Genomic DNA, 25,796 nt, shown 5'->3' with positions numbered 1-25,796 from the left:
TATGTCGCGGTTATGGCGCGGTTATGGCGCGCCATACTCAGGTCAGTTGGTAGCTTGATGGCTGTGGGGAAGACTGCTAAAGGCGTTGGGTACGTCAGCGTCTGGGTGCTGATCTGGGGGACGGCGGCCTCGTTAGTTGATTACATCTTGCTCAAGCGAGAGGTTTACGCCTCCTTCTCCATCGGGCAAGGCTTCACGTTCGTGGGTTACGGAGTTGCTGCGGCGTACCTAGCTGTGAAGTTTGCTCCAAGGTTTCTCAAGCAGGAAGAACCTCCGGCTGCCGACTGACGGGTGGGACAGCGTTCAGTTCGCCCAGGCTGCCGCTTGCCAGCATCTCGGCATAATCAGCGACATCCAAGGGGGCCAGTGCAGCAGCGGTTGAGCTGCTGGCCCCGATGGCAATGTTGGTTTGGTTCAAGGTGAGATCGATTTGGAGGCCAAGCAGCTTGGTGAGGGTCTCAAGGTTGCGCCCTGCGGTGTCCAAGAGGCGGGGATTGGGCCGCCCACTTTTTTTGCTGGTTTCCCAAGCCTGGAATGCCTCTTTGAAAAGCAACTCGAACCGCTGAACCACTAGGGGGCGCCACCGCTCGGAGTGATCTCTGGCCTCCTCGTTCCAGATCTCAAACACGGCTTGAATGTCCTTCCCCGCCATTGCCCGACAGTAGTTGAGCGCCTCTGAGACCTCATCACAGGTAGCTCCACGCGCAACTAGCGGGGCCACTTCTGTGACGATCCTCAGACGCCGCTTTTTGGCCATCACACCGCGTTCCATTTCCTTATTGCGAAAGGTTCTCAATAAGAGTGTAGGGTCTATTTCACCGCATGAATGGCCACCAGGGCCTGCCAGGAACGGTTAAAAGCAGAGTCAGGCAAGCGCAGGCGGCTGAACGGGTGAAAGGCCGCTCTAGGCCCTCCTGCTGGCCCTGCAGCCTCCTTTCAGGGGGCACTCAGGGGCCGCTGTGGTCCGGATCATGCCGAACACGCTGGGCTGGCCGCCCGCTTGGGCTCGATCACCACGGTCAGTCGCCAGGGGGATGGTGGCGGCAGTTCATCGCCGGGTTGCACCATCAGCATCGACAGCGCCGGGGGGGCTTGAAGGATCGCGACGCGATTGGCCCTGCGGGGGAGACTGGCTAGTTCACGTGAGTTGTCCATGGCGGTTAGGCGTTTGCCTACAGGATGGCGGATTTCTGATGGGTCGATTTTTTAACTACAGCTTCGACCCTGCCAGGCTTACGTGGAACAAAAAATTTATGTCTTTTCTGTCTTTTCTGTCTTTCCAGTAAGTGCCTCTGCAGGGCTGAAAAGACAGAAAGGACAGGAAAGACACGCCTACGCCAGCGCAGCACGTACCTCCATGGCCCCCGAATCGGTGAGTGACCACACCAGTTGGTTGGCCGCTCCCGAGAAGCCGCCCGTCAACAAGTCGCACTTGATGACACCTTCTGTCCCGCGTCAACCCCCTTGGCCGATTGGCGTCAATCAAGTTGGCCGGTGAGGGGAACTGATCGCCCCCCAGTTGTCGCCGGCGACAACTGGGGGGCGATGACGCTGGAGGCGACACGAAAACTGAGCCACACATCAGTCCGAGCCATTGCCAGCACTGACTTCCTCTGATCGGCACCAGGCGACAACCACGTTGGCCGGTTAGGCGCCGAGACCTCTGCTGAGCCTTGCCCTGGAGCGCACGAGCCGGCGGACCGCACAGTCCGCCGGCAGCGCGGAGCTCCCCGCCGGGGTCTGGCACCATCGGCACCAGGTTGTCGCCGGACGACAATCTCCCGGGCTGTTCTCCGCTTCTCTACGGCTGCTGTGGCTATTTGCTGCCGCTGCGCCGGCTTGCTTGGGCGCGGCGGTGGCTGTCGCCGCTGATCTCGACGATGTGGCAGTGGTGCACCAGCCGGTCCACCGCCGCCACGGTCATTGAGCTGCTGGGGAAGATCTCATCCCAGGCGGTGAACGGCTGATTGGCGGTGATCAGCAGCGATCGGCGCTCGTAGCGGTGGCAGATCAGCTCAAACAGCACGCTGCTCTCCTGTTCATCCCGCCGCACATAGCCAATGTCATCGATCAGCAGCAGCGGGTAGCGATCCAGCCGCTCCAGCGCTGCCGGCAGGTTGTATTCGGCGCGGGCCTTCTGCAGCTCCTGCACCAGGCTCGTGGCGGGATAGAAGCGGCAGGCCTGATCCAGGCCGATCTGCGCCAAGGCGATGCCGACCGCCAGGTGCGTCTTGCCCACACCGCTGGGGCCGAACAGCAGCACGTTCTCGCCCCGCTGCAGCCACTCGCTCTGGCGGCTCAAGGCCTCCAGTTCCTGCCATCGGTGCGCCTCGATCCGGCCGCCATGGTCGTAGTCCGCCAGCGCTTTGCTCCAGGGCAGCTGGGCCGCGCGCAGCAGCCGGTGCTGGCGGGCCTGCTGGCGTTGCTCCATTTCCTGCTCGCACAGGGCATAGAGAAACTGACTGGGGCTCCAGCCCTCGCCCTCAGCCTGCGAGGCGATGCTCTGCCAGTGGCAGCGGATCCATGCCAACCGCAGCTGTCGCAGCAGGATCGGCAGGGCGGCTTCCGCCGCCTGGGGCCGCGGGATGGAGGGCAAGGAGGTCGTCATAGCTCTGCAGCGTGTGTTGGGAAATGCGTTGCGGCGGGTGGGGGCGATGGGGCGGCAGCCGGAAGCGTTGCTGCAGCGCCGCCAGCGACAGCCCCTGCCGTTGATGGGCCTTCTCGAGCCAACCCAGCACTGGCTCGTAGCCCGCCAGGCGGCAGCCCACATACAGCGCCTCGACCATCAATCGGGCGGCGGCGTCACGGTCACCGCCATTGCGCAGCTGCTGCCACAGCTGCCACCAGCGCTCATCGGGGAACAGCTCCCGCTGGTAACTGCAGTGCAGCAATGCCCGGGGTTTTCGCCTGAGCGCATCGATCAGGTGCTCCAGATCGATGCTCCACGCCCGCCCATGACGCTCGACACCGCCGTGGCGCCGCTCCAGTTCGCAGGCGATCTGCCGGCCCAGAAGCAGCTGCAGCCGGTCGTGGAAGATCCGCACCGTCAGCCGCTGGTCGATCAGCCGCGGCGGCACCGAATACACGACTCTGCGTACCTCGATCGTGCTGGTGCGCCGCACCGTGAGCTGTTCAATGTCGTAGTCGGCAAAACGAAACCGCGGTAGTGGCCGCAGCGCCGCCTGCTCCTGCTCCAGCCGGATCAGGCGCGGCCTGTTGTACTGGTCAATCACCGCGGCCAGAAAAGCCTGGTATTCAGCCAGCGACTCGAAATCACTGCTGCCGCGCAGCAGCAACGCCTGCTCGATCCGCCGCTTGAGATGGCCATGGGGACTCTCCACACGGCCGTTCTCATGCGCCACCCCCAGGTTGTTGCGGCTGTAGGCCAGGCTGTAGTGGCTGCAGAGGGCGTGATAACGGCGGGTGATGTCGGAGCTGAAACTGCCGTTGCGGTTACGGCACGCTGCTGATAACCGGTCGGTGCGCAGTTCACCTGGCACCCCGCCGCAGGCAGCCAGAGCGTTCTGCAGACCCTCGGAGAGGGCTGCAAAACTCTCGCCGCCCTGGACCACCTGCGCATAGCTCCAGCCGCTCCAGGCCAGGCGGTAGTGGAACAGCAGATGGGGGAACACCTGGCCGGCGATCGTCACCTCCACCCCCTTGAGCTGGGTGAAGTCACAGAAGGCAATTTCGCCAGGCTCATAGCTCAAAGGGAAGATCACCTCCGGCGCCGGGCCGTGCAGTGCCTTCCACTCCCGCACCCGGCGCTGCAGGGTGCGCTGTAGCGGAATCCAGTCCACATCAGGTTTCTGCTGCTGCAGATGCTCCAGGAGCGTGATCGGCGTCAGCGCGGGTGAGCGCTGCAGCAACGGCACCAGCTCCTCCTCCCATACCCCTACCAGCGGATCGGGGCGGGTGCGGCCACGGGGCTGGTTCGCCCGCGGCTGCAGCTGATTGCATTCAATCCGGCGAGCACTGCGCACTGAGATGCCCGCCGCCGCGGCAGCAGCCTCCTGGCTGCTGCCGCCTCGTCGTTTCGTCATGAACAGATTGCGTTGGTGGCTTGTCAGTGGTGCCGGCATCACCTGGTCCCTGCGCATCGGCACCAGGGTCTCCAGCACTCACCCCACCGGCCAACGAGCTTGTCGCCGACCGGCCAACTTCATTGTCGGCGGACAACCTTCCTTCTCGAAGGCCTTGAGTCTCCGTTCCAGGTGCTTGTGCTTGCTGTCGTTACCCAGGTCTGCCTTGATGCGAACCGACTCGTCGCACCCACCAGCCAGCCTGAGCAACTCCAAGGTGCCAATGGCCGGAAGGCGCTGGTCGCGCCTCTCCAGCAACTTGCAAAGCGCGTCCTGAACCAGCTGGCTCTGATCCGATAAACGCTTAGACCGGCTTACCTCTTCCTGTTTCCCGAGAAAGTCCTCATACGTCTGAATCCTTGTGAACTGCCCCGCAGGGCCGATCCTCACGACCAGATCGGGCGTCTCACTGCCTGAGCGACCTTCCCGAAACAGTCGACGCTCAGGGATGTCCTTCTGAACACTTTTACCGTCCTTGGCAGGCAGGTAGTGCAGGGTGACGACTGAGTTTCCGGCGCCTGGGATGGAGCTGTGACCGCTGAGTGCCTCCACACCCACCTCATTACTAGTTTTGGAGGCGTGGTGGATCATGAGCAGCGACCCACCTGCCGCCATAACTGCACTTTTCAGGTCGTAAAGAAGGACTCCGAGCGCAGCGTCGTTTTCGTTGGTGGTCAGACCACGGCTAATGCTGCGGAGGCTGTCGACCACAACAACTGCCCCGGGATTCGCCTTGATGTCATCCAGCAACTGATCGAGCTGTTGCTCGTCTAGCCGAAAGCTGCTCGACCACAACAGCCGCTCGTGATCCCAAAGGCCCTGCCGTGTCAACATCGCCTTGGTATCGCGATCACCCTGGTCATCAGTCACAAAGATGACCGCGTGTTTGACGCCGGTACTGGGAAAGCCCAGCCAACCTTCCCCGTTCAACAAGCACCGAATCAGATCGACAACCAACAAGGTCTTGCCGACCTTGGGGCGACCACCGACGAACGTCAGATCACCAGCTGGGATAACGCCGGGCACAAGCCACACCACTTCCGACAACTGCAGTGCTCTCCTCTGCTCAGCAGTCAACGCCTGGTAGCGCCCGCCCATCCGCTGAGACATCGCCGCAACTACCCGCTCGGGTAGGTCCTTCTCCTTCACGACCTGCCCAAGGTCAAGCTGCTTGACCACTGCACGCAGAAAGACCATCCGCCTGAACGGGTTGCGGTGCCGCCTCAGTGAACGCCGTAAGAACCGTTCGAACAGGTCCAGCCGGCTGTGCAACGGCAAGTGCTTACGGTCTTTGGGCCCAGTTCTGTCCCTGGAGACGTCAGCAGTTTTCTGCGAGGCAAACCCGCGTCCAGGACTCCACGTCGGCTTCCAACGCCATTGACCGGTTTCCTCCGCCCACGTCGCGATTGAGCGCTCCAGGGCCGACTTACTGAGTTGTCCGGTACCTACCTCATCTGGCCCTGCGAAGTGGCGCTCTACACAGAAGTCAAACCCTTCGTATCCACACCAGTCGCTGTTGCGGCAATAGACCTCGAACAGTTCGATCGGGTCTTCTTCTACCCGATAACCAAGGAACTCGATCATCGCCTTGGATTCCTGAAGGGACCGCGCGATGTCATAGGCAGATTTCGCGCGTACCCCCTCTTTGTCTCCGCGATGGATTCGTTCGTACGTCGCTCGGCTGAGCCCAAGGCGTAGTGGTATCGGCAGCGTCAGTTCGTCCGGCTCTGGGTACTCACCGGGTTTTGCTGGCTTCCCTTCTTCTGCCCTAAACAGCCCGCCATCGTCTTTGGCGGCCCTGGCTTTGACCGTAATTTCGGGGCACAGGCTCAGGATCTCCGACGCTTCGTACCAACGACCATCGGCGGCGTAGATGGTGCTCCTCTGCCGTGTTCCGGGATGGATGCCACCCGCCAACCGCATCGGCTGCGCAGGGCTCTCCATCTTTGGATCGAGCTTGACGCCCGGCGTGGCCTGCCGAATTGCCTCCTGTAACCGCTTCAACGCCACGATCCCTTCATCCAATGGCAGCGGTGTCTTCAGCCGCCACCAAAAGTGCAGCGACTTGCCGCCGGTGAAAAGCACCAACGTCGGCGGTGGCAGCCCTGCTCGACGCCACGTCTCGAACTGCTCCTCAAGGCTCATCGACGCATCGTCGATCTCGTATTTCAGAAACCGGACTTCGGTGATCTCTTTGCGTTTGTCATAAGCGATCCCTCCTCGCTCAGGCACAAACCCAAAGCTGTCGATCCCTGGCCGAAATTCAGCGGCAACAGCTTCATAGAACCGTTCGACCTGCAGGGCCGCCCAGTCGTACCCGTCCCCTGCGTTCTTTCGCGGGTAGTGGTTCATGTTTAGCCTGTCGCCGTCCTTCCACCAACGGCTGAGGATCACTGGCTCATCACGCGGCAATCCCAGGACGTCAAGCATGCGCTGGGCCTGCTCAACGTCGATCAACACAGGCTGCTCGGCAGCTTCCACCAGCGCCTGTAGCTCCTCTCCAAGTCTCAGCATCACTCCCCCAACGCCAGCAGTTTCTTGATCTGAGCGGTGATCCGCTCCCGCCGCTTGGCGTACATATCGGCTCGATGGCAGACCTCTGCCCAGCTCTCACTTCCCCAAAACGCCATCGGCGGATTGAAGAGCGCAAACGCCACGGCCCGGACCTGCCAGGTGGTGGGGTGTTCAGTCGTCTCCCCAAAAAGTCGCTTGAAAGTCCCCTGTAGGAGCTTCTCCGGCAGGGCCAACGTCCCCACCATCAGCCGCGATTCCGCAGTGATCGAGCGGTAGGGGTGCTGGTCGCGGTAACCAAATTCGGAGCGGGCGTAGCTCTCAGCGCGTTGGCGGATCTCCTCCCACGATTCGCAACGCCCCTGCATGGGCTCGGGCGGCATGACGTCTCGGAGATTCACCCCATCTGCCGGTAGGCGTGGATTGAGGTTTCCGAGCTTGAATGGACCTAGAACCAGGTCAAAGTCGATCGGTTCTGCCCAATCTTCCAGTAAGTCCGCAGTGGCGAGACTAGTAATCCTTTTCACGGTAAACTCCTAAGTGGTGGTGCTTGGTGGTGCCGCAACCTTTGGAGAGCCGCCTGTCACGGGGCGGCTTTCCTGTTTTCAGATGCCTGAGCGTGAATAACCCTGCGTGCTTGCCCACTCCTCGCAGGCGTACCGAATCAATGTCGACTCGGTAACGCCTTCGACCATGGCCGCAGACTTCAGGAAGACAGCAAGTGTCTTCGGAAATCTGGCGTGAAGCATCGTGTTTAACGGCGCTCCTCGGTATTCCATCTGGGCAAAATTGCGCAGGTTCATTGCACTCCGGTCTCTGGTGGCGTCACACATAGTATAGGCAAAAGTAGGGAATTGTAGGCATGGCTTGATAAGCGGTGCCTGCAAGTTTTTCTACTGTTTTACAGTAATTGCAGGTGGATGGATTCCTGTCCATCCAGCCATTGCGACCCGCACGGCAGCTATTGACCACAAGCGTGGACTGGTGCGATGTGGCCCTGCGGAGATGAAGTGTTCACCACCCCGGAGATACCCATCACGGCTACGGCGTAACAGCGTGTCGCGGCTAATGCCTAGCTCCGTGACTGCATCAGCAGTTCGAAGCCATGGTCCTCCAGCAAGGCATTGCTGCTGTAGCCACTCAAAATTAGTAGGGGGCATAGGTGCATTCCCAAAGAACGAGGGTCTGCTGCGTATGCCTGCTATGTGTGCACGCCTGATCAAAGGATCAGACATGTGGCATTGGCCCCGGCCATATCGGGTGTGCTGACTGCGGACGCCATCAGCAATTTAACTATACAGAAGCTTGCGCTTGCGTCAACTTGCGGTACTGCATGGCCGCTTCCAGCGCACTGTCGATGGTCGCTTCATCGGTCCACCTGCCGTAATGCCGAGAGTGGGTTTCGACCGAATGCCCCATCAGTGCTGCCGCCACCCGCGGGCTTAGGCCGTATGTCTGGTGCGCACGTAGGGCATACCCGTGCCGGAATCCGTAGCAGGTAGCTCCTGAGGTGGCCAGATCCATCCATGCCTGTTGCCGGCTTAGGTAACGACGAGCGGCATCAGCCACCCCGCCTCCGAACGGTGGCAACGGCTCACCCGCCTCGATTCGTTCGCGCAACCTCCATTCGACTTCCCACTCAGGGTGCAGGGCCCGGAGCTGGCGTGGCCTCGTCGATCCCCCGCCACTTCGTTTTATGTAGTCGCACCACAGGCCTCCGGCCGGTTCCATGCGCAGGTGCAGCAATTCGACTGGCCGTAGGCCGTAGGCAGCCATCAGCTGAATGGCGTAATTCCACCTCTGCCCTGCCGTGTCCTGCGGCAGACCATTGAGCAGGCCAAGGATCTGATCGTCGTTAAGGGGAATTCCATCCACTCGCCCGGCTCGTTTTTCACCGACGTAGCTCTTCAGGCTGGGGGGTGGGGTCCAGCGATCAGCCTGCAAGAGGTCGTTTTCGACTCCCCAGCGGCACATTGCGGCGAGATGCTGCAAAACCACCTGGCGACGGCGGGACCCCGGCGGCCAAGCCTCTCCGGCCAGGGTCAACAGTGACTTGGCGTCAACTGCCTTGCCAGCGACAACCTGAAGACGTTTAGCCGACTTGCCGTAGTCGACAATCCATGTGCTGGCTTTGATTTGGCCGGTCCGATGGACCTTGTGGACCCCGAAGGCTTCCCACGCGGCCAACAACTCCATACCTACGGGGGCGATGCCACGTTCAGGTGGGGGCACGGCCTTGCCACGGATCACCTCTAGTGCCTGGCGCAGGGTGAGGCCCATAGCAAGCTGTTGGGCTACGCGCTCCACAACCTCCTGTATGTGGCGAGCCTGGCCCGGCACCCACAAGACGGGAAGAACCGCTGTTCCTCTGGTGCCGTCGGCGTATCGGACGTCAAGCTTCGCCTTGCCGCTTTGTTCCCCCAATCGGTACGCAGGGCCAACGGTGCTCTTCAGCTGTGCCCTTAAGCCCTGCACCCATGGTGGGGCGTCGGATCGACGGGTCATGGGGCCCCTGCGGCGCTAGTGACAGAAAAGTGACGGGCTAGTGATATCCAAGTGATATCCAGCCACTACATGCTGCCATTTGCCCCTACCCGCTACAAGCCCCAAACCCGTTGGCACAGCAAGAATCCAGTGCTGGCCTGCACTCCACTACTATGACGAAGGAACGGGGCGTGGCGCAGCTTGGTAGCGCGGGTGCTTTGGGAGCACTAGGTCGCAGGTTCGAATCCTGTCGCCCCGATTGACTTTTTAGGGAATGGCCTAACACCCCGGTTGGACAGGGGTTGGACAGCAGCGGCTTGATTGGCGCTTGGCCAGGGATGCAGCGGCCTCGATAACTCCATGCAATTCGTGCTGAAGCGACTGGGCGTGGAATGAGCGGCAGTAGGCCCAGCGCCACCGCCTTGCCAAATCCGTTCACAATCCGTTACATTGCCCTTAACACTTCGTCACGCACATGACTGAGTCCACTCCCCGCTTCGGGTTCGTTGCCTTCGCCGAGACCTGGAATGGCCGTCTGGCCATGCTCGGCTTCGTAATCGGCCTGGGCACCGAGCTCCTTACCGGCCAGGGCATCCTTTCCCAAATCGGGCTGGGTTGAGCGCCATGCAAACCGACTACACCGCCGCAGTTACGGCCGTTGTCCTGATCACTGCCGTGCTTTCGGCAATGACGGTCTATGTGCTGAGCCGCCCCAGTGACCTGGCTAAGAGGGTTGGATGATTTCAGCCCTCACCTTCTTCCTGATCGGAGCCTGGCTGATCGGGTCTCTAAACCAACCCGATCTTGCTGATTGACACTGGCCTTCTTATCAATCAAGCGTTTCAAGAATTGCTCATCGCCCCAAATCCATGACGAACACTCCTGCAAACGACAAGTGGTTCCAGCATCGTGCTGAGCAACTGATCCACATGGAGCAGCTCAAGCGAGCTGAACTGTTTAACGGCCGCGCCGCCATGCTCGGCATTGTGATCGGCATCGTGGTGGAAGGCCTCACCGGCTTTGGCATCGCCCACCAGATCGGCCTCGGCGCATTGGTGGATGGGTATGCCGCCTGCCGCACCCAGTTTCTTCCCTTCTGCTTCTAAACTTCTCGAGGAATCTTGATCTCTGCCCCCTAGGCAATGCCTGGGGGTTTGCATAGCTCGACTTCTAGCTCATGGCTATCGGCCCCAAGTCAGATCTTTCTTTAACGCGGCTTATTGAGGTGATGCACCGCATGGACCACTACCCCAAACAGCCCTGAGCGATCAAAGACCTCCAGGTCCAAAGGAATTGCTACTTCTCCTGGCCGCACCGGCTCAAGCAGCCACTGCTCCCCCTGGCGCAGCAGCGGCCGCAGCAGGAAGCTGCCCTGATGGGCTACGACAACGACATGGCCGGAGCAGGGTTCAACACTGCGGTCGATCACCATCAGGTCGCCGTCGTTGATCCCGTGCTGGCGCAGGCGATTGCCGCTGACCCGCATGTAAAAGGTGCAGACCGGGTTGGGAACCAGAGCAGCATGGAGATCTAGGTCTTCACCTAATGAGTCCTGGCGGTAGGGGACAGGTTCGCCAATGGGCAGGTCGGCCAACATCCAAGCTTCGGCAGCAGTACGGCTGTTCTACTGCTGGTGCGGGTCGACATGGTGCTGATCTCGAGCCGCTAGAAAGCAGCGCGGACTGATATGCATTCCCGGAGCTTGCGCTGGTGCTATCGATGGCCGCGGTTGTGCCATTGGTTGCGCCGCCCTGTCGCCTTCTGCGCTGGCGGAGCGGGCCGGTCCGGTCAGGCTGGCGGGCAGCACTTTCAGCCAACGCCATGCTCCGCATCCACGGCGACCGCAATAGCCCCCCACTGGGTCGACCAGCAACTGCAGATCCCGCCGCAGCTCTAGCCGCAGGTGCGGCCGATCCGCCGCCTGCCATGGCCGCTGCGCTGAACTGCCCTGGCAGCATAGATGGATAGGGCCACACTCCACCCCGTTCAGCTGCTGGCGCAGCGACGGGACCGAACCCAGCGGAGGTCCGACGTCAGGAGGGCCTCAAAATGGAGAGGACCGGAGCAAGTCCCTTCATAGGCGAGTGATTCAGCTCAAGCCGCTGCACCGGTCGTGTCCGACTCGCTCAGCTGGCGGCGTTCGGCATAGCCAGCAGCCCACACTGCCGGGGCAATGCCCTCGGGTACACAGGGCAGATACGCTGCGCTGTTCAGGATCTCCTGAACCGACTCCCCCAGCAGCGCAACCGAGCGACTGCCGGCAAGGCGAGAAGAGAAGGTCTGCTGCAACCGCAGCAGGTACCAGGTCGAGCCCTCCAGACCCGCATTGAACTTGCTCCACATCGCGGGATCCCTGCGGGCATCGAGCACCATGTCGCGGGCGTTGTGGGCCTTGTCGGCCGCGCTCACCAGCAGTGAATCCAGCTGGGCGGTCTGCAGATGGTAGATGTAGCGGGTCTTGCGCACCAGCCAGGGTTCCTTCTCGCCACCGGCCTCCACCGCACCGCTGGTATCCGTGCAGTCGACGACGATCTGGGCAACACGCTTGCCAAAACGGGCGGCGATCTCCTCGGCCGTGATGCCGGCATCCTCGATCGCGTCATGGAGCAGACCGGCAATGGCCTGGTCTTCGTCGCCGCCGTCTTCCCAGATCAGGGCGCTGACGGCAATCAGGTGGGAGATGTAGGGCACAGGTTTGCCCTTGCGCTGCTGCCGCTGGTGCAGATCAGCGGCCCAACCAAGAGCATCGATATAGCTCTGGCTATGGGTGATAAGGCGGGATTCAGTGGTCATGGCCGCGGCGCATCAGCAGTAGGAGAGGACCAGGGCATGTGCCACGGCGCCAGAGTGGAGTATCGCGTCAGACGCTTTGCAGGATGTCCAGTCATAAGCACATCGGCTCCTGCATCGAAGAAGATCAAGGGGTTCTGGTCTTCTGGTCGCCGGAGGAGGACTTGCGGCGGCCAAGCGCCCGCGTTCAGATCATCGATGTCTTTGCGTTGCAGGTGGTCAGCGGTCATGGCCGTGATGGGCACGGCCAGGTGCGGCTGGCGGCACAGCCGGCAATGGCCGCGGGCCGGAGCTGGAAGCTCACCCGGGCGGCGCACCTGATTCGCAACGACGCCAATCCGCATCGCTGGGTGGCACTGCAGCTCGACCGGCGCGCATGGGGGCTGTTCTGGGCGGGTGGCGGGCTGCAGGAGTGCCGGCAACGACTGGCGGATCTGAGCCGAGAAGCGGAATCCACCCCAGCCGCGTTGCCGGCAACGCCGGAAGCCTTGCTGCGTTGGATCCTGGAAGGAGATCCGCAGCAGGGTTGGCTGTCGGCGACAGGGGATAAGACATGGCGCGTAGCGGCCTGGACCTCGCTGATCTGGTTGGGGCTACTTGGACTCACCATTGGGATTTTTCTCGGAATGCTCCAGCGCCAGGACCAGAAGCTGGAGGAGCTGGTGGAGCGAACCGCTCCAGCTACCCCTCAGGTAATGACGGACAGGTGACGCCGCCTCTGCCTAGCAAGTAGTGACTGACTAGGCTTCCTCCTATAGATCTGCAGAGCTGATGTCCGGCTCATTCACCCTGCTGCCCGGCGAGGAGGTCTACCTCGAGAGCTCGAAAGTGCCCCTGACCCTCACCAATTTCCGGGTCTGCCACCGTTACATCTTCTATCCCGATCCCCAGTACGACAGTATCACCCTGGAGGCCATCGCCTCCACTGGGCTGCGCACGATCTCCAGGCTGTGGCTGCTGATCAGCTCGGGGGTGCTGTTCCTGCTTGCTCTGGCGGCTGGCCAGCAGCCCTTCGGCACGGGCAACTCCGCTGCTGGTTTTCTGACGTTCGTTGCGGTGGTGCTGGTGTTGATCTACTTCCTTACCCGACGGCGCACCATCGTTGTTGAATCTGCAGGGGGCTTTCTGATGCAGGTGCCAGCGCGCGAACTGAGCCTCGATGAGTGCTACTTCATGCTCCAGGCGATCGATCGCGCCAAGCTGGAGTTTCTGGCGAAGTTGCCTCAGCAGCCATGACGTTCCCTGGCAACACTGGCTCGGGCCAACATTTCCGCGGTCGCTATTCGCCCGCGACGCCCCAGCCGGCTCCGGCACCACAGGAGTCGCCGCCGCCTGAATACAGCGTTGCCCAACCGGCGCCAGCCGTATGCCCTCAGCCGCTGCCGGAGCCCCCACCTCGGAGCACTGGCCAACCGTCCACCCCCGCTGCCCTGCTGGCGGTGGGGCTGCTGGCCGGCATGGTTGCCATCGTGTCCGTTCTGGTCACAAAGCAATCTTCCACGCCAACCCCTCTGAGCTGGCAATCCAGCTGCGGTTCAGCCCCTGTGAGTGGCAGCCGCTGGTGGCCCGTTCTCGGCCCGGCGGAAGCGGTGGACACGATCCGCAGCCGCTTCTGCGGTGATGCCTTCGTGACGGAGTATGGCTACGCCCAGGTGGCTAGCTTCTCGAGCTTTGAGGAGGCAACAGCCTTCGCCCAGCGGCTGTCCGGCGCCAGCGGATACAGCTTCCGTGTGGGCGAGCCCCGCACCCCCTGATTCCAGACCCTGCCCAACCCTGCGATGACCACTTACCTGATGAACACCACAATCGTCCCCTGTCCTGGGATGTGGGAGGTAACGCTGGTTGACAGCGACCAGCGCAGAGCGCTGGAGCAGGTGGTGAACGAAGACCTCTACGAACCGCCGGTTGATGGTGAGCCACGGCGCTTGCGGGCCGCCATGATCTCCGCCATCGGCCATGCCGACACCACCAACCTGATCAACCGGTTGATCCAGGAGCTGCCGGGGATGGCCGGGGGATTCGAGCCAGTGATCACCAACCGGATGGTGGTGGAGCCGGGTGGCCGGGGATCGCTTTGTGTGCATCAAGCTGCGCGGGCGTTTCCCTGAGGGGGTGCTGCTCAACGAAGAGCAGATCGAGCAGATCGGCTACGAGTGGATGCGGTTGGAACTGCTCAGCACCCCCGAGGCCTGAGCAGTCATCGCCCAGGCTGTTCGGAGACCAAGGACGCCTGCTGCGGACCGTTAGGGCCGCTGCGCTGCAGCGCGGCCATCAGGACGGCGCCGCCGATGCCACCCACGCTGAAGGTGAGGGCAGTGGTGACCACCAGCCGGCGGCACAGCTGGCTGTGCTGGAGCAGGCGATGCCGCTGGTTGTCAGCGAGTTGCTGCTCGAGCTGGCTGCACGCGAGCTGCCCCTGGCGCAGCTGCTGTTCCAGCCCCTGCTGGCGCTCGACCAGGGAGGTCTAATGCAAGGACAGCTGCTCCTTCTCCTGCAACGCTTCGCGCAGGTGAGTGTCCCGCTGGGCCAGGGTTTGCTCCAGTTTGTCGAGCTGGTGGCGACAGCCCTGGCGCCGCCGCAGCACCACTACCGAGCGGGGCGTGTTGGCGAAGCCGATCACCTGGCGGCGTGGATTGCCAAGGTGGTGCTGATGTGGATCACGGAACCCCTTGGTGGCCTGCTGCACCTTGGCGATGAACAGCACGGTGTCGCCGACGCGGATTCCGGCCTGGGTCCAGACCTCACGGAGCTGGAACCACCAGTGATCAGGCTCCACTGGCCAGCCGGTGTCGGCCAGGCGCAGGTAGCGCAGGCAGACGGTCTGCGCCGAATCCACCTTGGTGGGGCGGCTGCCGAAACGATCTACCACGCCGGTGAAGCGATGCACCTCGTTGTGCCGGCTGGCGAGGGGAGTGGGACGAATGATCATGGCGGTTTCCTTAACGAGACCTCATGGTCTGGTGACGAGAGCGCCTGGAAGCATCAGCTCGTGGGAACGACCAACTGCAGGCTGGCGCGGAGATGAGCGTGAGCTGCTGCTGCAGCGCCTGGTGGCACTCAAGCAGGGCGGCATATTGACAGCCCAGCTGCTCGTGATCGCGGCTGGATTCGGCCAGGTGCAACCTGCACTGGGCAAGCTCGTGCTGCAGAGCATTGAACTGCTGGCGGCTGCCCTCATGCCGCCTGAGCACCAGCACGGAGCGTGGTGCCGCCGCAAAGCCGATCACCTGCCTGCGGGGGTTGGCGTCGAACGACTGATCGGGGTCGTGCCAACCCTTGGTGACCCGCTGCACCTTGGCGGTGAACAACACGGTGTCGCCGATCTGGATGCTGGCCTGAAGCCAGATCTCGCGCAGCGGAAACCACCAGTGGCCCGGCTCGAGGCTCTGCCGGCAGGAGGCCTGGCAGAGGTCGCGCACGCAGACGGTGTGGATTGTGTCGCCGTTAACCACAAAGCTGCCGAAGCGATCGATCACACCGGTGAACCGATGTACCTTCTGCTGGAGTGCGATCAGCGGGGTGGGGCGTGACATGGCCACAAAAACGACGAGGCCCCATGGTGTGCCCAGTTGCCGATGGCCAGATTGAATCCCGTGGGACTGAGCAATCAGATCTGGTTGTACGGCTGGATTGTTTCCTTGTAGGCAAAAGCAGGCTCGGCAGCCTGCATCAGGGAGATTTGGGTCATCAGCAATTCCAGCCCATCCAGTAGATCGAGGATTTCAGTGATTTTCTTTGACCTCGCAACATCATTGGCCATGGCCTGAATCAAGTTGTCCTTGATTGCGTCTTGATCAAGCTGTGAATAAGTGGGCAAAAAGCCAAGGATCTGCTCGATAGCCAAGAGAGCCACATCAATCTTTTTTTGCATATCGGCCGACAAGTGCTTGTCCTGTTTAGTGGCATACTTCAAATTGCAGGACAGATCTTGCAGTTCCAGTTGAATCTCATGTAAAGTAGTCATGGAAACAAGAGCTGTGGAGTAGAGCTACGACAGAGGGAAGGAGAAAAAGATGATGCGAGCATCAACAACCAATAAATGACCGGCTCTTGGTAATCGATGTCAGCAGCAGGGACATCCACAACCATTTCGGTCACGGCATGGCTGTGGTGGCGGCTGATCGTAAAATCAATAGGTGTCACCAACGAGTGGTGACATTATTGTAAACATCGCCCTTAAGGGAATGATCATGTTTCCACTCAATAGGTGTCACCAACAAGTGGTGACTATATTTGTTTTCGTGAATCAATTTATGGAGTTCGTTCTCAGTTTCCAATCAATAGGTGTCACTAGCGAGTGGTGACGACAAGATAAATCTTGCAGCTGAAGCTGAATTGCCTCTAGATTTTCCATCATAAGGGTTAGGAAGGGATAGGTGTGTTGAGTAGCTTGGAATACTCTTCGGGGAACTTATGGATTAGTTCCTTATACACAACTCTCACATTAACTCTGACGACGTCTATCTCTAGAGCTCGTCTGACGAGTTCAGTTCTCGTCATGGGTTCTTTTTGACTGGTAAAAATAGCAGTCAATTCATCCAAGGTGATTTTTGTTGTGATCAGGATTTGGATTAATTCATCCATCCCCCGACCATGAATATCGGACATGTGTTCCAATCAATAGGTGTCACCAACGAGTGGTGACTGCACCGTACCCCTTTGTTATTACGGCATGTCCGGATGGGTTTCCAATTAATAGGTGTCGCCAACGAGTGGTGACTCTGCGGGACTCGTCCTGATTTGGACTGGACTCTTTGGTTTCCAATTAATAGGTGTCACCAACGAGTGGTGACGACCAGGTAATCACCATAGGTAACTCCCAATTGGCGTTTCCAATCAATAGGTGTCACCAACGAGTGATGACCATGTGCTCCGGGTCCAAACGGAGCCGCGGCTCCCGTCGTTTCCAATCAATAGGTGTCACCGACGAGTGGTGACCACTGTCAGTCAACCTTCACAGGAGTGACAGGTCAGTTTCCAATCAATAGGTGTCACCAACGAGTGGTGACAACTGGTGGGGTTCACATCCAGGGTGGAGGAAACTCCACGTTTCCAATCAATAGGTGTCACCAACGAGTGGTGACCCAGCAATACCACCAACCAACTCATCTCCTTCCCTGGAGGGTTTCCAATCAATAGGTGTCACCAACGAGTGGTGACTAAACTTTTCCTTTTCATGATGGCGGTAGCCATCAGTTTCCAATCAATAGGTGTCACCAACGAGTGGTGACAGCGGCCCCCGAGAGGGCCTGCGCGGCAGGCGATCCGGAGACCGTTTGCGCACCTCCCTACTTTGGCCGCGGCTGGCCGTGGCGTCAAGCCTGTGGAAAACGCTGAGATCCCCTGCGCCGCAGGGCAGCGCGCAGGAGGACACAAACACTGGGGTTTCGGCCGATCGCCGGGGGGTGCGCGGCGGATCGAAAGGGACCAAGCCTCTGAAGCCAGTCGTTCTGCACTGAAGGTCCTACGCGCACCCCCAGAGCGACACCGCGAGACAACGCTCGGGAACCTGGTCAGATCACCTTGTCCTGCCAGACCGTCACCTCCACATCCCGGCCCATCTGCTCAGCTGCCACAGCCCGCTGCGGCAGCGACCAGAGCCTGATGCTGTCGGCCGGCTCGGCGATGCGCTCCAGGCCATGCCTGAGGCGCTGCATCTGGTGGGGCCGCAGCCGGCACTCGAACACGCTCCACTGCATGCGCACCCCATAGCCCTCCAGCAACTTGGCCAGCTTGCGGCGTCGCTTGTTGCTGGGGCTGTCGTAGGCGATCACCCAGAGTTGCTCCTGGTTCATCGCCTCAGGGGCACCAGCAGGGGTTGCTCGGGATCGTCCACGAAACGGGCGAAGCTCTGTACCAGCTGATCGAGCACTTCCCAACGCGGCCCGGTGTTGCCATCACAGAGGATGATCGGCTCGGCCATGAAGGCCGACCAGGCCTGCAGCCACAGGCGCCGGCCGGTCTCGGAGAGGTACACACCGCCAGCGTTGGGCTCGAAGTGCTCCTCGGCCCGCAACTGACCGCTGCGAATCAGTTGTCCGTGGAAGGGATCAACCAGGTAGGTCCGCAGCGGTTCGATCAAATCCGACACCAACGCTGCATGGCGAGCCGAGCCCACATGCAGCACACCGACATAAGGATCAAGCCCACGCAGCTCCACTCGCAGCAGCAGCGCATTCCACAGCACCCCATAGCCGAAACCGCAGAGGGCATCGAATGGGGTGCCTGGCGGCCGCCGGCTGCGTACCGCGAAGCCGAAACCATCTCCTTCCAGCAGGTTGCCGAAGCTGCGGAAGTAGAGAGCTGCTGCAGCTCCCTCCAGCCCCCGCAGATGGTTGGAGCAGGGTGCCTTCGCCGTGAGCGCCTGCAGCTGAGCCAGCCGCCGCAACGCGGATTCCACAGCAGGCCGGCCGCCTCGGCGCGTGAACCGCTGCAGCACCACCCGGCTATTGGCGATCTTGCCAGCCACCAACCTGCGGGCCACCGCCAGCCTCTGGGCCGCGGACAGCTCCGCCTGACGGCGGGACCGGTGCCGGTAGCCGCTCTCCAAGGGCTGCAGGCGTCCCAGGCACTGGCCACCGCTGGTTAGGTAGGCGATCGGAATGCCGCGCCGCAGGCAGGCGCGGATCAGTTGGGTGGTGAGCTGTAAGTGGCCCAGCACCAGGATCTGGTCGAGCAGGGGCAGGGACATGCGGTCGAGCTCCTGCTCGCCGCTGCTCACCACCAGCTGCTCGCCCTCGATGCCGGCGGTGCCGTGGGGGCGCAGGAGATAAAGGGAGCGCATGGGGCATTGGTGAGGTCGACATCAGGATTGCCACGTTCATGGCCATGGCCAACGCCCTACGGGCAGCCAGCCCTGATGTGTTGCTCAATCCCACGAGAAACCAGTGCGTGTTGCAGGAAATCAATACGCTGAATCCAGTTCAGATTTGGAGAATTAAAAAATGGGCTGCTAATCAACGATCAGATCTCCAGCCCAAGCGCTGCTTGACTCTGGGTGGACGCGCTTAAACGTTGGATTGATTGATCCTAACGTTACAATGCCTACATCACTCCCCTGAGTTCATTGCCCGTCACGCTGGAGATCTATCAACAAGTAAGCCAGGCTGGTAGCTTTGCCAGCCGAGCCGGCCGGGGCACCATGGCGGTGGTGCGGGAGCTTGACGACGGCGTGGTGGAGAAATCCGACCGCCGCGACGAGCTACCGCTGGTGGCCAGGGAGTTCATCATCACCGAACATCTGCGCAGCACCGGTATGGTGCCGCTGATCAACGTGGATGAGGGGCTCTACGGCTACCCCTTGAGCTTCCAGATGGAGAAAATCAACAACGGCGGCACCCTACAGGATTGGCTTGAGTTTCACAGCCGCACCCCAATCTCCAGGGATGTGTGGGCAGAGATCTTCCAAGGCGTCAGCAAAGGCATACGGGCCGTGTGGGCGGCTGGAGTGTTGCAGGGAGACCTGCACGTCCGCAATGTGGTGGTCGGCACTGATTCGAGTGGCTGCCAACTCAAGCCCCACATCATCGACTTCGGTGTGGCCGTCATGGACGAGGAACCGTTCGAGGCCTTGGCCCATGGCCTCGGGCTACCCGATGTTGTGGCCGAATCACAGCAGTGGTTTGAGCGCCAGATCCAGCCCCGCTACGACGACCCGACGGATGAAAAGGCCTTCCTGATCAGCGATATCCAGGAGTGGATCAACACCCTCAATATCCAGGATCTCGATGGCCTGCTGGAGGACTTTCGGCGCGGCCTGCGCACCTGAGGTTTCTTTGAGCAGGCCAAGTTGCCTGCCCATTGCCATCACTCTATCGGCAGCGCAGCAGATGAGTCGTCTAACTCCTGTTGCTGTTCCAGTTGCTGCAGGCGATCCTGAAGCGCGCGCTTAGCGTTGGCGAGTTCATCGATCGTGCGCCTCGCTTCGTGAAGCAGTTTCCGCATACGGTTTGCATTTTGCACAGCCACTGTTTCCTTGGTCAGCAACAGCTCATTCCGGGCGATGAGTTCCTCGATTTCCGAGCGCAGGTCAAACCAGCTAAAGCTGTGGTAAGGATCACCCACATCTAACTGGCTGTTGGAATCGTTCGCAGGTGTGTAGTCCTTGAATTCGTCGAGGGGAAAGGCCCCTCTCTGCCGGTCGCGTTGTGGAATCAGACGGTCATAGGTGCTGTGCTGGGCAAACCAGCACAGATGAAACACTCCCGAGTCAGTGAAGCCACCAAAACGCCAAGTCGTAGTATGACCTTTTGGGTAGAATTCTAGATTGCTCGTCTTCTTGGTTGTCCCACGATGCTGGCTTCGCCACAGAGCACTTCTTAGCTTAGGCAGGTAGGGTTCGACTTCCCGACGCTCCGCTGGACTGAGATTGGTTAAATCGCGAAGCGCAGTCTCTGAGAGACGGAGCTGTGCGCCGCCATGTTCACGTTCAGCAAGCACGGCGGCCAATGGTGTCAATGATCCAAGCCTGCTTCCGTCTGCATCTGGCGTGATTTCAAGGAAGCTATCAAACAATGGAGCTTCATTTGGATTGAAGCCAGGGATTTTGCGGTAGAATTCATTGACGTCAAACACCTCCTCTTTGCTGGCCCAGTCCATCGCCGGAAAGGCACGGTCAAACAAATCAGCCGCGAACCCGATCGGCAGTGGTGGCAGCGAAATCACGGCCTCAGCGAATTCAAAGACGTACACCACCGGCGCACGGAAAATCATTCCCAGCACGGTCATGAAAGGCACCACGCCCTTGAATCCGCCGTTCGGGCACAGCACACAGCCTCCCGAGTATTGGCGCTGCGGGTCGTCGAGATAGCTGATAAGCAGGCGTGAGAGGTTGGTGAGTCCGGTGCTCCTGAGCATCGTGGCGTCACGCACCTGCAACCCTTGAACCCTCTCCACCTTTACCTTCACAACGCCCAGTTCACTCTCAATCACACGCCTGAGTTCCTCGGCGCAACAGCGCCCATCAGCGGTGTCTGTAGTGAAAAGCACCACCTCATCATCTGCATTTACGGGCAGCCTGTGCATGATATTGAGCTCTGCACTGGCGAGCACTCGACCAGATTCGCTGGTGAGGTCGAATGTCTGCAGTCGCTCGCGGATCTGTTGCTGCAGCTCTGCAGTGTCGTCGTCCCAGGCGGTGGCCCGTGCCTGATAGCTCCTCAGCGCAGCGGTGCCGTTAGCGATGGATGTGCCGGCGGTGAGAAGCAGGGTGCGGGGCATGGCGACAGGGCATGTGTAGAGGCGTCATTCACCAACGTATCCAAGGGCGGCCAGGGCCTTTCTGGAATAGTGTTGCCGCCGCCATGGGCATGGCAGCCCGGCGGCGGTTCGTTCGGCATGCGTAACGAGCGGTAAAGCATGCGGGTCACAGCGGTGCCCTGCAGCACCACCTGAGGGATCGCGTGCGCCTCGTGCGAGTGCCCAGGCAGGTCCACGAAGCAGGTGATTGCCCCTGTGCCACAGCAGCCTCGATGCCAGCACCAATGGCGACCCTTGCCTGCTCGGTCAGCTGGCCAGCCAAGAGCAAGAAGCAGACGGGCCCGCTGATGATCTGGCGCTGGAGCAGTTAGTAGATCAGCTGCCTGCAGCTCAAGCCGCGGCTCTGCGGCTCACTGTCCTCGAGGGTCTCTCGCTGAGGCTGCGGCAGAGCAGCTGCAAATCAGCGCCATGTGCGTACAGCGGGCCCTAACGAAAGCGCTTGAGGCTCTGCGGCAGCAGCTGGCGGGCGGGGGGTGAGGCCCTCCTCCCCAGTCACTGCTGCCAGGCGTGGTTTGCTCCAAGCCTATACAGACACCATCAAGCCGCTGACTTCCGAGGAGGCCTGCTGTTTCCTCGCGTGCATGGTGGTCGAGACCGGAGAGCCAGAGCTCGAGAACCTCGATGTGATCGGGGTGCAGGCAGTGGCCCCGGCCGCGGGGCAATCCAGTACACCGGCGTGCGGCGGACCGCCTACTAGGCAACCCTTGAGCAGGCGATCGCTGAGGGGATTGATCCCAACAGCAACCCCTGGCAGGAGCAGTACTTCGCCGATGAGTAGGTCGGTCTGCATGACCCGGCTTAGGGCTCGCTGATCGGCTGGACCCGCGTCTTTGAAGACCAGCCGCTTGGCATGGATCCAGCCGCGGCAGCTGCCTACTGGACCGGTCGGCTGCAGCGGCCGAGGGTTATTTCAGGCGCGGCACACTGTCAGGCGACATCGAAAGCTGAGCCAGAGGCGACACGAAAACTGAGCCACCTGGAGCTCGAGGAAGGGAGAGCAGCAACCGCAAGCCAGGGGCTATTGGTCCTGGCCGAGACGGCTGCGTCGACACGATCAACAGCCGGCGTCGGCTTTGGCGCGGGCCGTACCGGCCGATCTGGAGCACCACGGGGTCTGACAGCGCTGGAGGGCGCGATGCAGACACCGGAGGAGGTGCTGGTGATGCGCCAGCTGCTGGAGCGGGGCTGGAGCCGCCGGCGGATCGCGGCGGAGCTGGGGATCTCGCGCAACACGCTGGATCGCTACCTGCGGCTGGGTGAGTGGCAGACGTACTGCAGCGCCAATCGCTCCGGGCAGCTGGATGGGCACCGGGAGTGGCTGCAGCAGCAGTTCGAGCAGCACCACGGCAATGCCGAGGTGCTGCGGCAGGAGCTGCTGAAACAGAAGGGGATCCGAGTGAGTCTGCGGACGGTGGAGCGTGCGGTGCAGACCTGGCGGGAGGCGCTGCGGCAAAGCCGCCAGGCGACAGTGCGCTACGAGACACCACCGGGCAAGCAGCTGCAGGCCGATTTCGGTGAGCTGTGGGTGCCGATCGGCGGGGTGCGCACCAAGGTGCACATCTGCGTCCTGACCCTTGGGTACTCGAGGCGTCAGCTGATCCGGGTGTACCGGCACCAGCGGCAACGCCACTGGCTGCAGGCCCTGGAGGAGGCGTTCCGCGTCTGGGACGGCGTGCCTGAGCAGGTGCTGGTGGATAACGCCAAGGCGCTGATCACACACCACAACCCCCGGGCAGGGGAGCTGGTGATCAACCCCGTGTTCGCCGCCTTTGCCCGGCACTGGGGATTCACCGCCAAGGCCTGCTGGCCCAGCAGGCCCCAGACCAAGGGGAAGGATGAGCGCGGCGTGGGCTACGTGAAACGCAGCGGCATTGCTGGCCACGCTTTTGACACCTGGGGCCAGATGGAGAGCCATCTGGATTGGTGGAACCGCGAGATCGCCGATCTGCGCATCCACGGCACCACGGGCGAACGACCACTGGAGCGGTTCGAGCGTGCGGAGGCAGGAGCGCTGATGGCGTTGAACGACAGGCCGTCGTACCTGGCGGAGCAGGAGTTCAGTCGCCGTGTCGCCAAGGACTGCTGCGTGCAGGTGGAGGGCAACTGGTGCAGCGTCCCGGCGGCGATGGTGCGCCAGAACGTCACGGTTCAGATCCGTGACCAACAGGTGCTGATCCGCCAGGGCGGCCGGATCGTAGCGCGCCATACCCGCCAGGCGGCAAATCAGCGCAGCCGCCAGGTGATCGCAGGCCACTGGGCTGGGTTGGTACCGCAGCGGGCGATCGAGGCCGCCCAAGCAGGCAACGGCCCTGGTGCTGCGGTGGTGGAGCTGGAGTCGGTACGGCGCTCCTCACTGGCCCGGCCGCTGAGTGACTACGCGGCCGTGGTGGCGGAGGTGGGCTGATGGCACGCCAGAAGCAACCGGCAACAGCGACCGCAGGCACCACTTTTCCCGCCGCTGAGACTGTCGACATCGCGCAGCTGGTGGAGGATCTCGACGCCATGCTCACCCGCCTGCGGCTGGGGGCGATCCGCGAGCAGCTCGACGCTCTGCTGGAAGAGGCGGCCAGACGACAGCTGAATCTGCGCGAGGCCCTGGCCTGGCTCTGCGCCGCGGAGGTGGAGAGCAAGGAGCAGCGGCGGCTGTCGATGGCGATGACCATCGCCCACTTCCCGTTCGTGCGCACGCTGGAGGGATTCGAGTTCGAGGCGCAGCCCTCGATCGACCCGGGGAAGATCCGTGATCTGGCCACCTGTCGTTGGGTCGCCAACGGCGACAACGTCGTGCTGCTGGGCCCGCCCGGTGTAGGCAAAACGCACCTGGAGGTGGCGCTGGGCCGTGAGGCGGTCGCCCGTGGCTACACCGTGCAGTTCACCACGGCGATGGAGCTGCTCGGCTCACTGGTGAAAGGCCAGCAGCAGGGGACGCTGGAGGTGCGGCTGGCGCAGTACAGCAAGCCGAAACTGCTGATCATCGATGAGCTGGGCTACCTGCCGCTCGAACCCCAGGCGGGGCACCTGTTCTTCCAGCTGATCTCCCGCCGCTACGAACAGGGCAGCGTCCTGATCAGCTCCAACCGCCCCGTGGAGGAGTGGGACGAGGTGTTCGGCGACCAGGTGGTGGCGGCGGCGATCCTCGATCGGCTGCTGCACCACAGCCATGTGGTGACGATCCGCGGCGACAGCTACCGGCTGAGGGAGAAGCGCAGATCCGGGCTGTTCCGCCCGCCTGCGGGCGGTTCCTCCTCGGCTGGCATCGGCGGCGCGGGGCCACCGACGCCAACCAAGGAGGCCTGAGGGGAATAGCCAGAAGAGGCACAGCCCCAGCAACGACAGACAACAACCAACCCGACCGATCACGAAAACCATGGGCAAGCACCGATCCATCCGCCGGCCAAGCCAAGGCGGAACGACTCCGAGAACAGCCGCACCTCAGGCGTCAGGGGTGGCTCAGTTTTCGATGTCGGAAGTGGCTCAGTTTTCAGTGTCGCTTGACACACACCGAGCATCGAGCGGCGCCAGGGTGCACGGCAACAATTAGCTAGGCGCCCGCCTACGTAGTTGACACCGGGCAGCCAGGGGGTGGCGCGGTGGGTCTGGGGGTTGCTATAGGGCGGCGCGCTGGTGCTGTCGCAGAAGGGGGGGGAATGAAGAAGGGCTGTGGATCCACGACCACCGGCTGAAGCTCCAGAGCCAAAGCAGCAGCCCAAAGCGGCGTTTGACCTCGAGCGGTTTGTCCATAAAACCCTGTCGATGGTGATCGGCACCCAGCTGCTGATCTATTCCCTCGCCGCTGGGGTCTGCGGCGGCGGCCAGCGGGCACTGGCGGGCTCGCAGGCTGGCCAGATCTGTCCCGGCACGCTGGAGCAACTGCAGGGTGGCTTTTATTCGACCCTCAACCTGCTGCTGGCGCTGCTGGGTGGAGCGGCGTTGACGTGGATGGACAGGTAGCGATCCGAGCAATTGTGAGGGTGTATTGATTACCAGCATGCAAAGTGTGTGCACGCAATGCATTCCCCACTAAAGCCCAGGAAACCTATCGGAAATGTGCTGCCATTAAAAAGCAGGAATCAGGCGCCTCGGCACTTAATTGGATCACGCAATTAGGTCGTTATTCCAGGATAAGTTGTAGAGAGAAAGCCTGGTGCTGCAAGGGTATTGGGTGGGTAGAAACGTCCGGTCCCTTGAAGTGGATGAACTAGTTCCTCATCACAAGAAGAGAGATGACAATGATAAAACGATGGCCGAAACCAGGACTATTGGGTATAAGGTTATCAAAAGAAGGCGAGTGCTGGATCGATCGCTGTGATCCCCGCCGAACTAATCGCAAGCAATGGTGTTGATGTGGGTCATGGCGGGAGTAGCTGAATCGGAGGGCACCGGCTGCACCCCACAACCTAGATGATCAAGTGGATACACTTTGGTCGGGCCTACGGGTGAATCGATCGCGGAAGCTTAGTCCGGCCATGGTGATGGATCTTCAGCAAGCGGACCATGTATTCCCTTCTGTCAACCAACGAGACTTTCGCTCTGGTGCTACGACTGCTTTTTTTGGATTGCCATGGTATTCAGAAGCCTGCCTTTCTTAGTGCAAATGCACTGCTGCTGGCATGGGGTGTTCCTTGCCAGTGAATTCGCGCAGGAATGTCGTCGTCGGAGCAGGATTGCCTG

Annotated in this window: 28 protein-coding genes, 1 tRNA gene and 1 CRISPR repeat array; of the genes, 11 read left to right on the top strand and 18 right to left on the bottom strand. The window is 61.3% G+C overall.

Annotated elements, in window-relative coordinates; all coding sequences use genetic code 11:
- Positions 1-256 precede the first annotated feature (256 nt).
- The 8 genes from H8F27_RS17220 to H8F27_RS17190 form a co-directional block, all read right to left on the bottom strand.
- Entirely contained in the window at positions 257-772 is a 516-nt protein-coding gene (locus tag H8F27_RS17220) for a hypothetical protein (RefSeq protein ID WP_197149865.1), read from the bottom strand.
- Between the two features lie 197 nt (positions 773-969).
- Positions 970-1,155, bottom strand: coding sequence for a hypothetical protein (locus H8F27_RS17215; protein ID WP_197149863.1), 186 nt, complete (start codon positions 1,153-1,155; stop codon positions 970-972).
- Between the two features lie 661 nt (positions 1,156-1,816).
- Positions 1,817-2,530, bottom strand: a complete 714-nt coding sequence (istB, locus tag H8F27_RS17210; protein ID WP_231596186.1) for an IS21-like element helper ATPase IstB — start codon at positions 2,528-2,530, stop codon at positions 1,817-1,819.
- The gene (gene istA, locus H8F27_RS17865; protein WP_231596400.1) at positions 2,484-4,121 is read right to left on the bottom strand and encodes an IS21 family transposase; all 1,638 of its coding nucleotides are present in this window, start codon (positions 4,119-4,121) and stop codon (positions 2,484-2,486) included. The genes istB (H8F27_RS17210) and istA (H8F27_RS17865) overlap by 47 nt, the downstream gene beginning before the upstream one ends.
- Complete coding sequence (locus H8F27_RS17205; RefSeq protein ID WP_197149861.1) at positions 4,122-6,563, bottom strand: AAA family ATPase; 2,442 nt, start codon at positions 6,561-6,563, stop codon at positions 4,122-4,124. It abuts the gene before it with no gap.
- 32 nt (positions 6,564-6,595) lie between these two features.
- Positions 6,596-6,976, bottom strand: coding sequence for a hypothetical protein (locus H8F27_RS17200; RefSeq protein WP_197149860.1), 381 nt, complete (start codon positions 6,974-6,976; stop codon positions 6,596-6,598).
- Positions 6,977-7,198: 222 nt separating this feature from the next.
- Positions 7,199-7,396: a hypothetical protein gene (locus tag H8F27_RS17195; protein WP_197149858.1), complete on the bottom strand. Its 198-nt coding sequence runs from the start codon at positions 7,394-7,396 to the stop codon at positions 7,199-7,201.
- Between the two features lie 490 nt (positions 7,397-7,886).
- On the bottom strand, positions 7,887-8,873 hold the full coding sequence (locus tag H8F27_RS17190) for a hypothetical protein (protein WP_197149856.1): 987 nt from the start codon (positions 8,871-8,873) through the stop codon (positions 7,887-7,889).
- Between the two features lie 389 nt (positions 8,874-9,262).
- Here H8F27_RS17190 and H8F27_RS17185 point away from each other — a divergent pair.
- From H8F27_RS17185 to H8F27_RS17175, 3 genes are all read left to right on the top strand, one after another.
- Positions 9,263-9,336 (top strand) — tRNA-Pro (locus tag H8F27_RS17185).
- Positions 9,337-9,552: 216 nt separating this feature from the next.
- Positions 9,553-9,696 (top strand): chlorophyll a/b-binding protein, encoded by a 144-nt coding sequence (locus tag H8F27_RS17180; RefSeq protein ID WP_197149855.1) that lies wholly within the window; start codon positions 9,553-9,555, stop codon positions 9,694-9,696.
- A gap of 250 nt (positions 9,697-9,946) precedes the next feature.
- Positions 9,947-10,183 carry a chlorophyll a/b-binding protein gene (locus H8F27_RS17175; RefSeq protein WP_197149853.1) on the top strand — a complete coding sequence of 79 codons (237 nt, stop codon included), beginning with the start codon at positions 9,947-9,949 and terminating at the stop codon, positions 10,181-10,183.
- Between the two features lie 101 nt (positions 10,184-10,284).
- Here the strand turns inward: H8F27_RS17175 and H8F27_RS17170 are convergent, their stop codons facing one another.
- Positions 10,285-10,671, bottom strand: coding sequence for a LexA family transcriptional regulator (locus H8F27_RS17170; RefSeq protein ID WP_197149851.1), 387 nt, complete (start codon positions 10,669-10,671; stop codon positions 10,285-10,287).
- Positions 10,672-11,171: 500 nt separating this feature from the next.
- Positions 11,172-11,870, bottom strand: coding sequence for an HD domain-containing protein (locus H8F27_RS17165; protein ID WP_197149848.1), 699 nt, complete (start codon positions 11,868-11,870; stop codon positions 11,172-11,174).
- Between the two features lie 83 nt (positions 11,871-11,953).
- Between H8F27_RS17165 and H8F27_RS17160 the strand changes: the two genes are divergently transcribed.
- The 4 genes from H8F27_RS17160 (at position 11,954) to H8F27_RS17145 (ending at position 13,975) form a co-directional block, all read left to right on the top strand.
- On the top strand, positions 11,954-12,577 hold the full coding sequence (locus H8F27_RS17160; protein WP_197149846.1) for a hypothetical protein: 624 nt from the start codon (positions 11,954-11,956) through the stop codon (positions 12,575-12,577).
- A 61-nt stretch (positions 12,578-12,638) separates the two neighbouring features.
- Entirely contained in the window at positions 12,639-13,103 is a 465-nt protein-coding gene (locus H8F27_RS17155; RefSeq protein ID WP_197149843.1) for a hypothetical protein, read from the top strand.
- The gene (locus H8F27_RS17150) at positions 13,100-13,621 is read left to right on the top strand and encodes a hypothetical protein (protein ID WP_197149841.1); all 522 of its coding nucleotides are present in this window, start codon (positions 13,100-13,102) and stop codon (positions 13,619-13,621) included. The genes H8F27_RS17155 and H8F27_RS17150 overlap by 4 nt, the downstream gene beginning before the upstream one ends.
- Before the next feature lie 24 nt (positions 13,622-13,645).
- The gene (locus H8F27_RS17145; RefSeq protein ID WP_197149839.1) at positions 13,646-13,975 is read left to right on the top strand and encodes a hypothetical protein; all 330 of its coding nucleotides are present in this window, start codon (positions 13,646-13,648) and stop codon (positions 13,973-13,975) included.
- Positions 13,976-14,064: 89 nt separating this feature from the next.
- On the opposite strand, the gene H8F27_RS18095 is transcribed toward H8F27_RS17145, so the two are convergent.
- From H8F27_RS18095 to cas1, 7 genes are all read right to left on the bottom strand, one after another.
- Positions 14,065-14,193, bottom strand: a complete 129-nt coding sequence (locus tag H8F27_RS18095; RefSeq protein WP_255517711.1) for a hypothetical protein — start codon at positions 14,191-14,193, stop codon at positions 14,065-14,067.
- 138 nt (positions 14,194-14,331) lie between these two features.
- Positions 14,332-14,796, bottom strand: coding sequence for a hypothetical protein (locus H8F27_RS17135; protein WP_197149835.1), 465 nt, complete (start codon positions 14,794-14,796; stop codon positions 14,332-14,334).
- Between the two features lie 10 nt (positions 14,797-14,806).
- Positions 14,807-15,400 (bottom strand): hypothetical protein, encoded by a 594-nt coding sequence (locus H8F27_RS17130; RefSeq protein WP_197149832.1) that lies wholly within the window; start codon positions 15,398-15,400, stop codon positions 14,807-14,809.
- Between the two features lie 74 nt (positions 15,401-15,474).
- Positions 15,475-15,831 (bottom strand): hypothetical protein, encoded by a 357-nt coding sequence (locus H8F27_RS17125; protein ID WP_197149829.1) that lies wholly within the window; start codon positions 15,829-15,831, stop codon positions 15,475-15,477.
- A complete protein-coding gene (locus H8F27_RS17120) occupies positions 15,828-16,010 on the bottom strand; it encodes a hypothetical protein (protein ID WP_197149828.1) in 183 nt (60 codons plus the stop codon). Before H8F27_RS17120 ends, H8F27_RS17125 begins: the two co-directional genes overlap by 4 nt.
- 466 nt (positions 16,011-16,476) lie before the next feature.
- Positions 16,477-17,098: direct repeats of the CRISPR family, unit length 36 nt; unit sequence GTTTCCAATCAATAGGTGTCACCAACGAGTGGTGAC.
- A 282-nt stretch (positions 17,099-17,380) separates the two neighbouring features.
- Entirely contained in the window at positions 17,381-17,662 is a 282-nt protein-coding gene (gene cas2 / locus H8F27_RS17115; protein ID WP_197149754.1) for a CRISPR-associated endonuclease Cas2, read from the bottom strand.
- Complete coding sequence (gene cas1, locus H8F27_RS17110; RefSeq protein ID WP_197149763.1) at positions 17,659-18,651, bottom strand: CRISPR-associated endonuclease Cas1; 993 nt, start codon at positions 18,649-18,651, stop codon at positions 17,659-17,661. Before cas1 ends, cas2 begins: the two co-directional genes overlap by 4 nt.
- A 282-nt stretch (positions 18,652-18,933) precedes the next feature.
- On the opposite strand from cas1, the gene H8F27_RS17105 reads away from it, so the two are divergent.
- On the top strand, positions 18,934-19,635 hold the full coding sequence (locus tag H8F27_RS17105) for a protein kinase family protein (RefSeq protein ID WP_197149825.1): 702 nt from the start codon (positions 18,934-18,936) through the stop codon (positions 19,633-19,635).
- 38 nt (positions 19,636-19,673) lie between these two features.
- Here the strand turns inward: H8F27_RS17105 and H8F27_RS17100 are convergent, their stop codons facing one another.
- Positions 19,674-21,086, bottom strand: coding sequence for a putative CRISPR-associated protein (locus tag H8F27_RS17100; protein ID WP_197149822.1), 1,413 nt, complete (start codon positions 21,084-21,086; stop codon positions 19,674-19,676).
- Positions 21,087-22,260: 1,174 nt separating this feature from the next.
- Here H8F27_RS17100 and istA (H8F27_RS17095) point away from each other — a divergent pair.
- The 3 genes from istA (H8F27_RS17095) (at position 22,261) to H8F27_RS17085 (ending at position 25,076) form a co-directional block, all read left to right on the top strand.
- Positions 22,261-23,529: an IS21 family transposase gene (istA, locus tag H8F27_RS17095; protein WP_197149820.1), complete on the top strand. Its 1,269-nt coding sequence runs from the start codon at positions 22,261-22,263 to the stop codon at positions 23,527-23,529.
- Complete coding sequence (istB, locus tag H8F27_RS17090; RefSeq protein ID WP_304623215.1) at positions 23,529-24,422, top strand: IS21-like element helper ATPase IstB; 894 nt, start codon at positions 23,529-23,531, stop codon at positions 24,420-24,422. The genes istA (H8F27_RS17095) and istB (H8F27_RS17090) overlap by 1 nt, the downstream gene beginning before the upstream one ends.
- 363 nt (positions 24,423-24,785) lie before the next feature.
- Positions 24,786-25,076: a hypothetical protein gene (locus H8F27_RS17085; protein WP_197149818.1), complete on the top strand. Its 291-nt coding sequence runs from the start codon at positions 24,786-24,788 to the stop codon at positions 25,074-25,076.
- Positions 25,077-25,796 lie beyond the last annotated feature (720 nt).

This window comes from Synechococcus sp. CBW1108, from assembly GCF_015840335.1.
Classification (GTDB): Bacteria; Cyanobacteriota; Cyanobacteriia; order PCC-6307; family Cyanobiaceae; genus Cyanobium_A.
This window is presented reverse-complemented; position numbering and strand designations above follow the sequence as displayed.

Coding starts and splice junctions, on each gene's coding strand:
- H8F27_RS17125 (WP_197149829.1), bottom strand. CDS start 15,831: ATGACTACTTTACATGAGATTCAACTGGAACTGCAAGATCTGTCCTGC.
- H8F27_RS17200 (WP_197149860.1), bottom strand. CDS start 6,976: ATGCCGCCCGAGCCCATGCAGGGGCGTTGCGAATCGTGGGAGGAGATC.
- H8F27_RS17190 (WP_197149856.1), bottom strand. CDS start 8,873: ATGGGCCTCACCCTGCGCCAGGCACTAGAGGTGATCCGTGGCAAGGCC.
- H8F27_RS17180 (WP_197149855.1), top strand. CDS start 9,553: ATGACTGAGTCCACTCCCCGCTTCGGGTTCGTTGCCTTCGCCGAGACC.
- cas2 (WP_197149754.1), bottom strand. CDS start 17,662: ATGAACCAGGAGCAACTCTGGGTGATCGCCTACGACAGCCCCAGCAAC.
- H8F27_RS17160 (WP_197149846.1), top strand. CDS start 11,954: ATGTCCAGTCATAAGCACATCGGCTCCTGCATCGAAGAAGATCAAGGG.
- H8F27_RS17150 (WP_197149841.1), top strand. CDS start 13,100: ATGACGTTCCCTGGCAACACTGGCTCGGGCCAACATTTCCGCGGTCGC.
- H8F27_RS17135 (WP_197149835.1), bottom strand. CDS start 14,796: ATGATCATTCGTCCCACTCCCCTCGCCAGCCGGCACAACGAGGTGCAT.
- H8F27_RS17145 (WP_197149839.1), top strand. CDS start 13,646: ATGACCACTTACCTGATGAACACCACAATCGTCCCCTGTCCTGGGATG.
- H8F27_RS17215 (WP_197149863.1), bottom strand. CDS start 1,155: ATGGACAACTCACGTGAACTAGCCAGTCTCCCCCGCAGGGCCAATCGC.
- H8F27_RS17130 (WP_197149832.1), bottom strand. CDS start 15,400: ATGTCACGCCCCACCCCGCTGATCGCACTCCAGCAGAAGGTACATCGG.
- H8F27_RS17155 (WP_197149843.1), top strand. CDS start 12,639: ATGTCCGGCTCATTCACCCTGCTGCCCGGCGAGGAGGTCTACCTCGAG.
- H8F27_RS17195 (WP_197149858.1), bottom strand. CDS start 7,396: ATGAACCTGCGCAATTTTGCCCAGATGGAATACCGAGGAGCGCCGTTA.
- istB (WP_304623215.1), top strand. CDS start 23,529: ATGGCACGCCAGAAGCAACCGGCAACAGCGACCGCAGGCACCACTTTT.
- H8F27_RS17165 (WP_197149848.1), bottom strand. CDS start 11,870: ATGACCACTGAATCCCGCCTTATCACCCATAGCCAGAGCTATATCGAT.
- H8F27_RS17175 (WP_197149853.1), top strand. CDS start 9,947: ATGACGAACACTCCTGCAAACGACAAGTGGTTCCAGCATCGTGCTGAG.
- H8F27_RS17100 (WP_197149822.1), bottom strand. CDS start 21,086: ATGCCCCGCACCCTGCTTCTCACCGCCGGCACATCCATCGCTAACGGC.
- cas1 (WP_197149763.1), bottom strand. CDS start 18,651: ATGCGCTCCCTTTATCTCCTGCGCCCCCACGGCACCGCCGGCATCGAG.
- istA (WP_197149820.1), top strand. CDS start 22,261: ATGCAGACACCGGAGGAGGTGCTGGTGATGCGCCAGCTGCTGGAGCGG.
- H8F27_RS17220 (WP_197149865.1), bottom strand. CDS start 772: ATGGAACGCGGTGTGATGGCCAAAAAGCGGCGTCTGAGGATCGTCACA.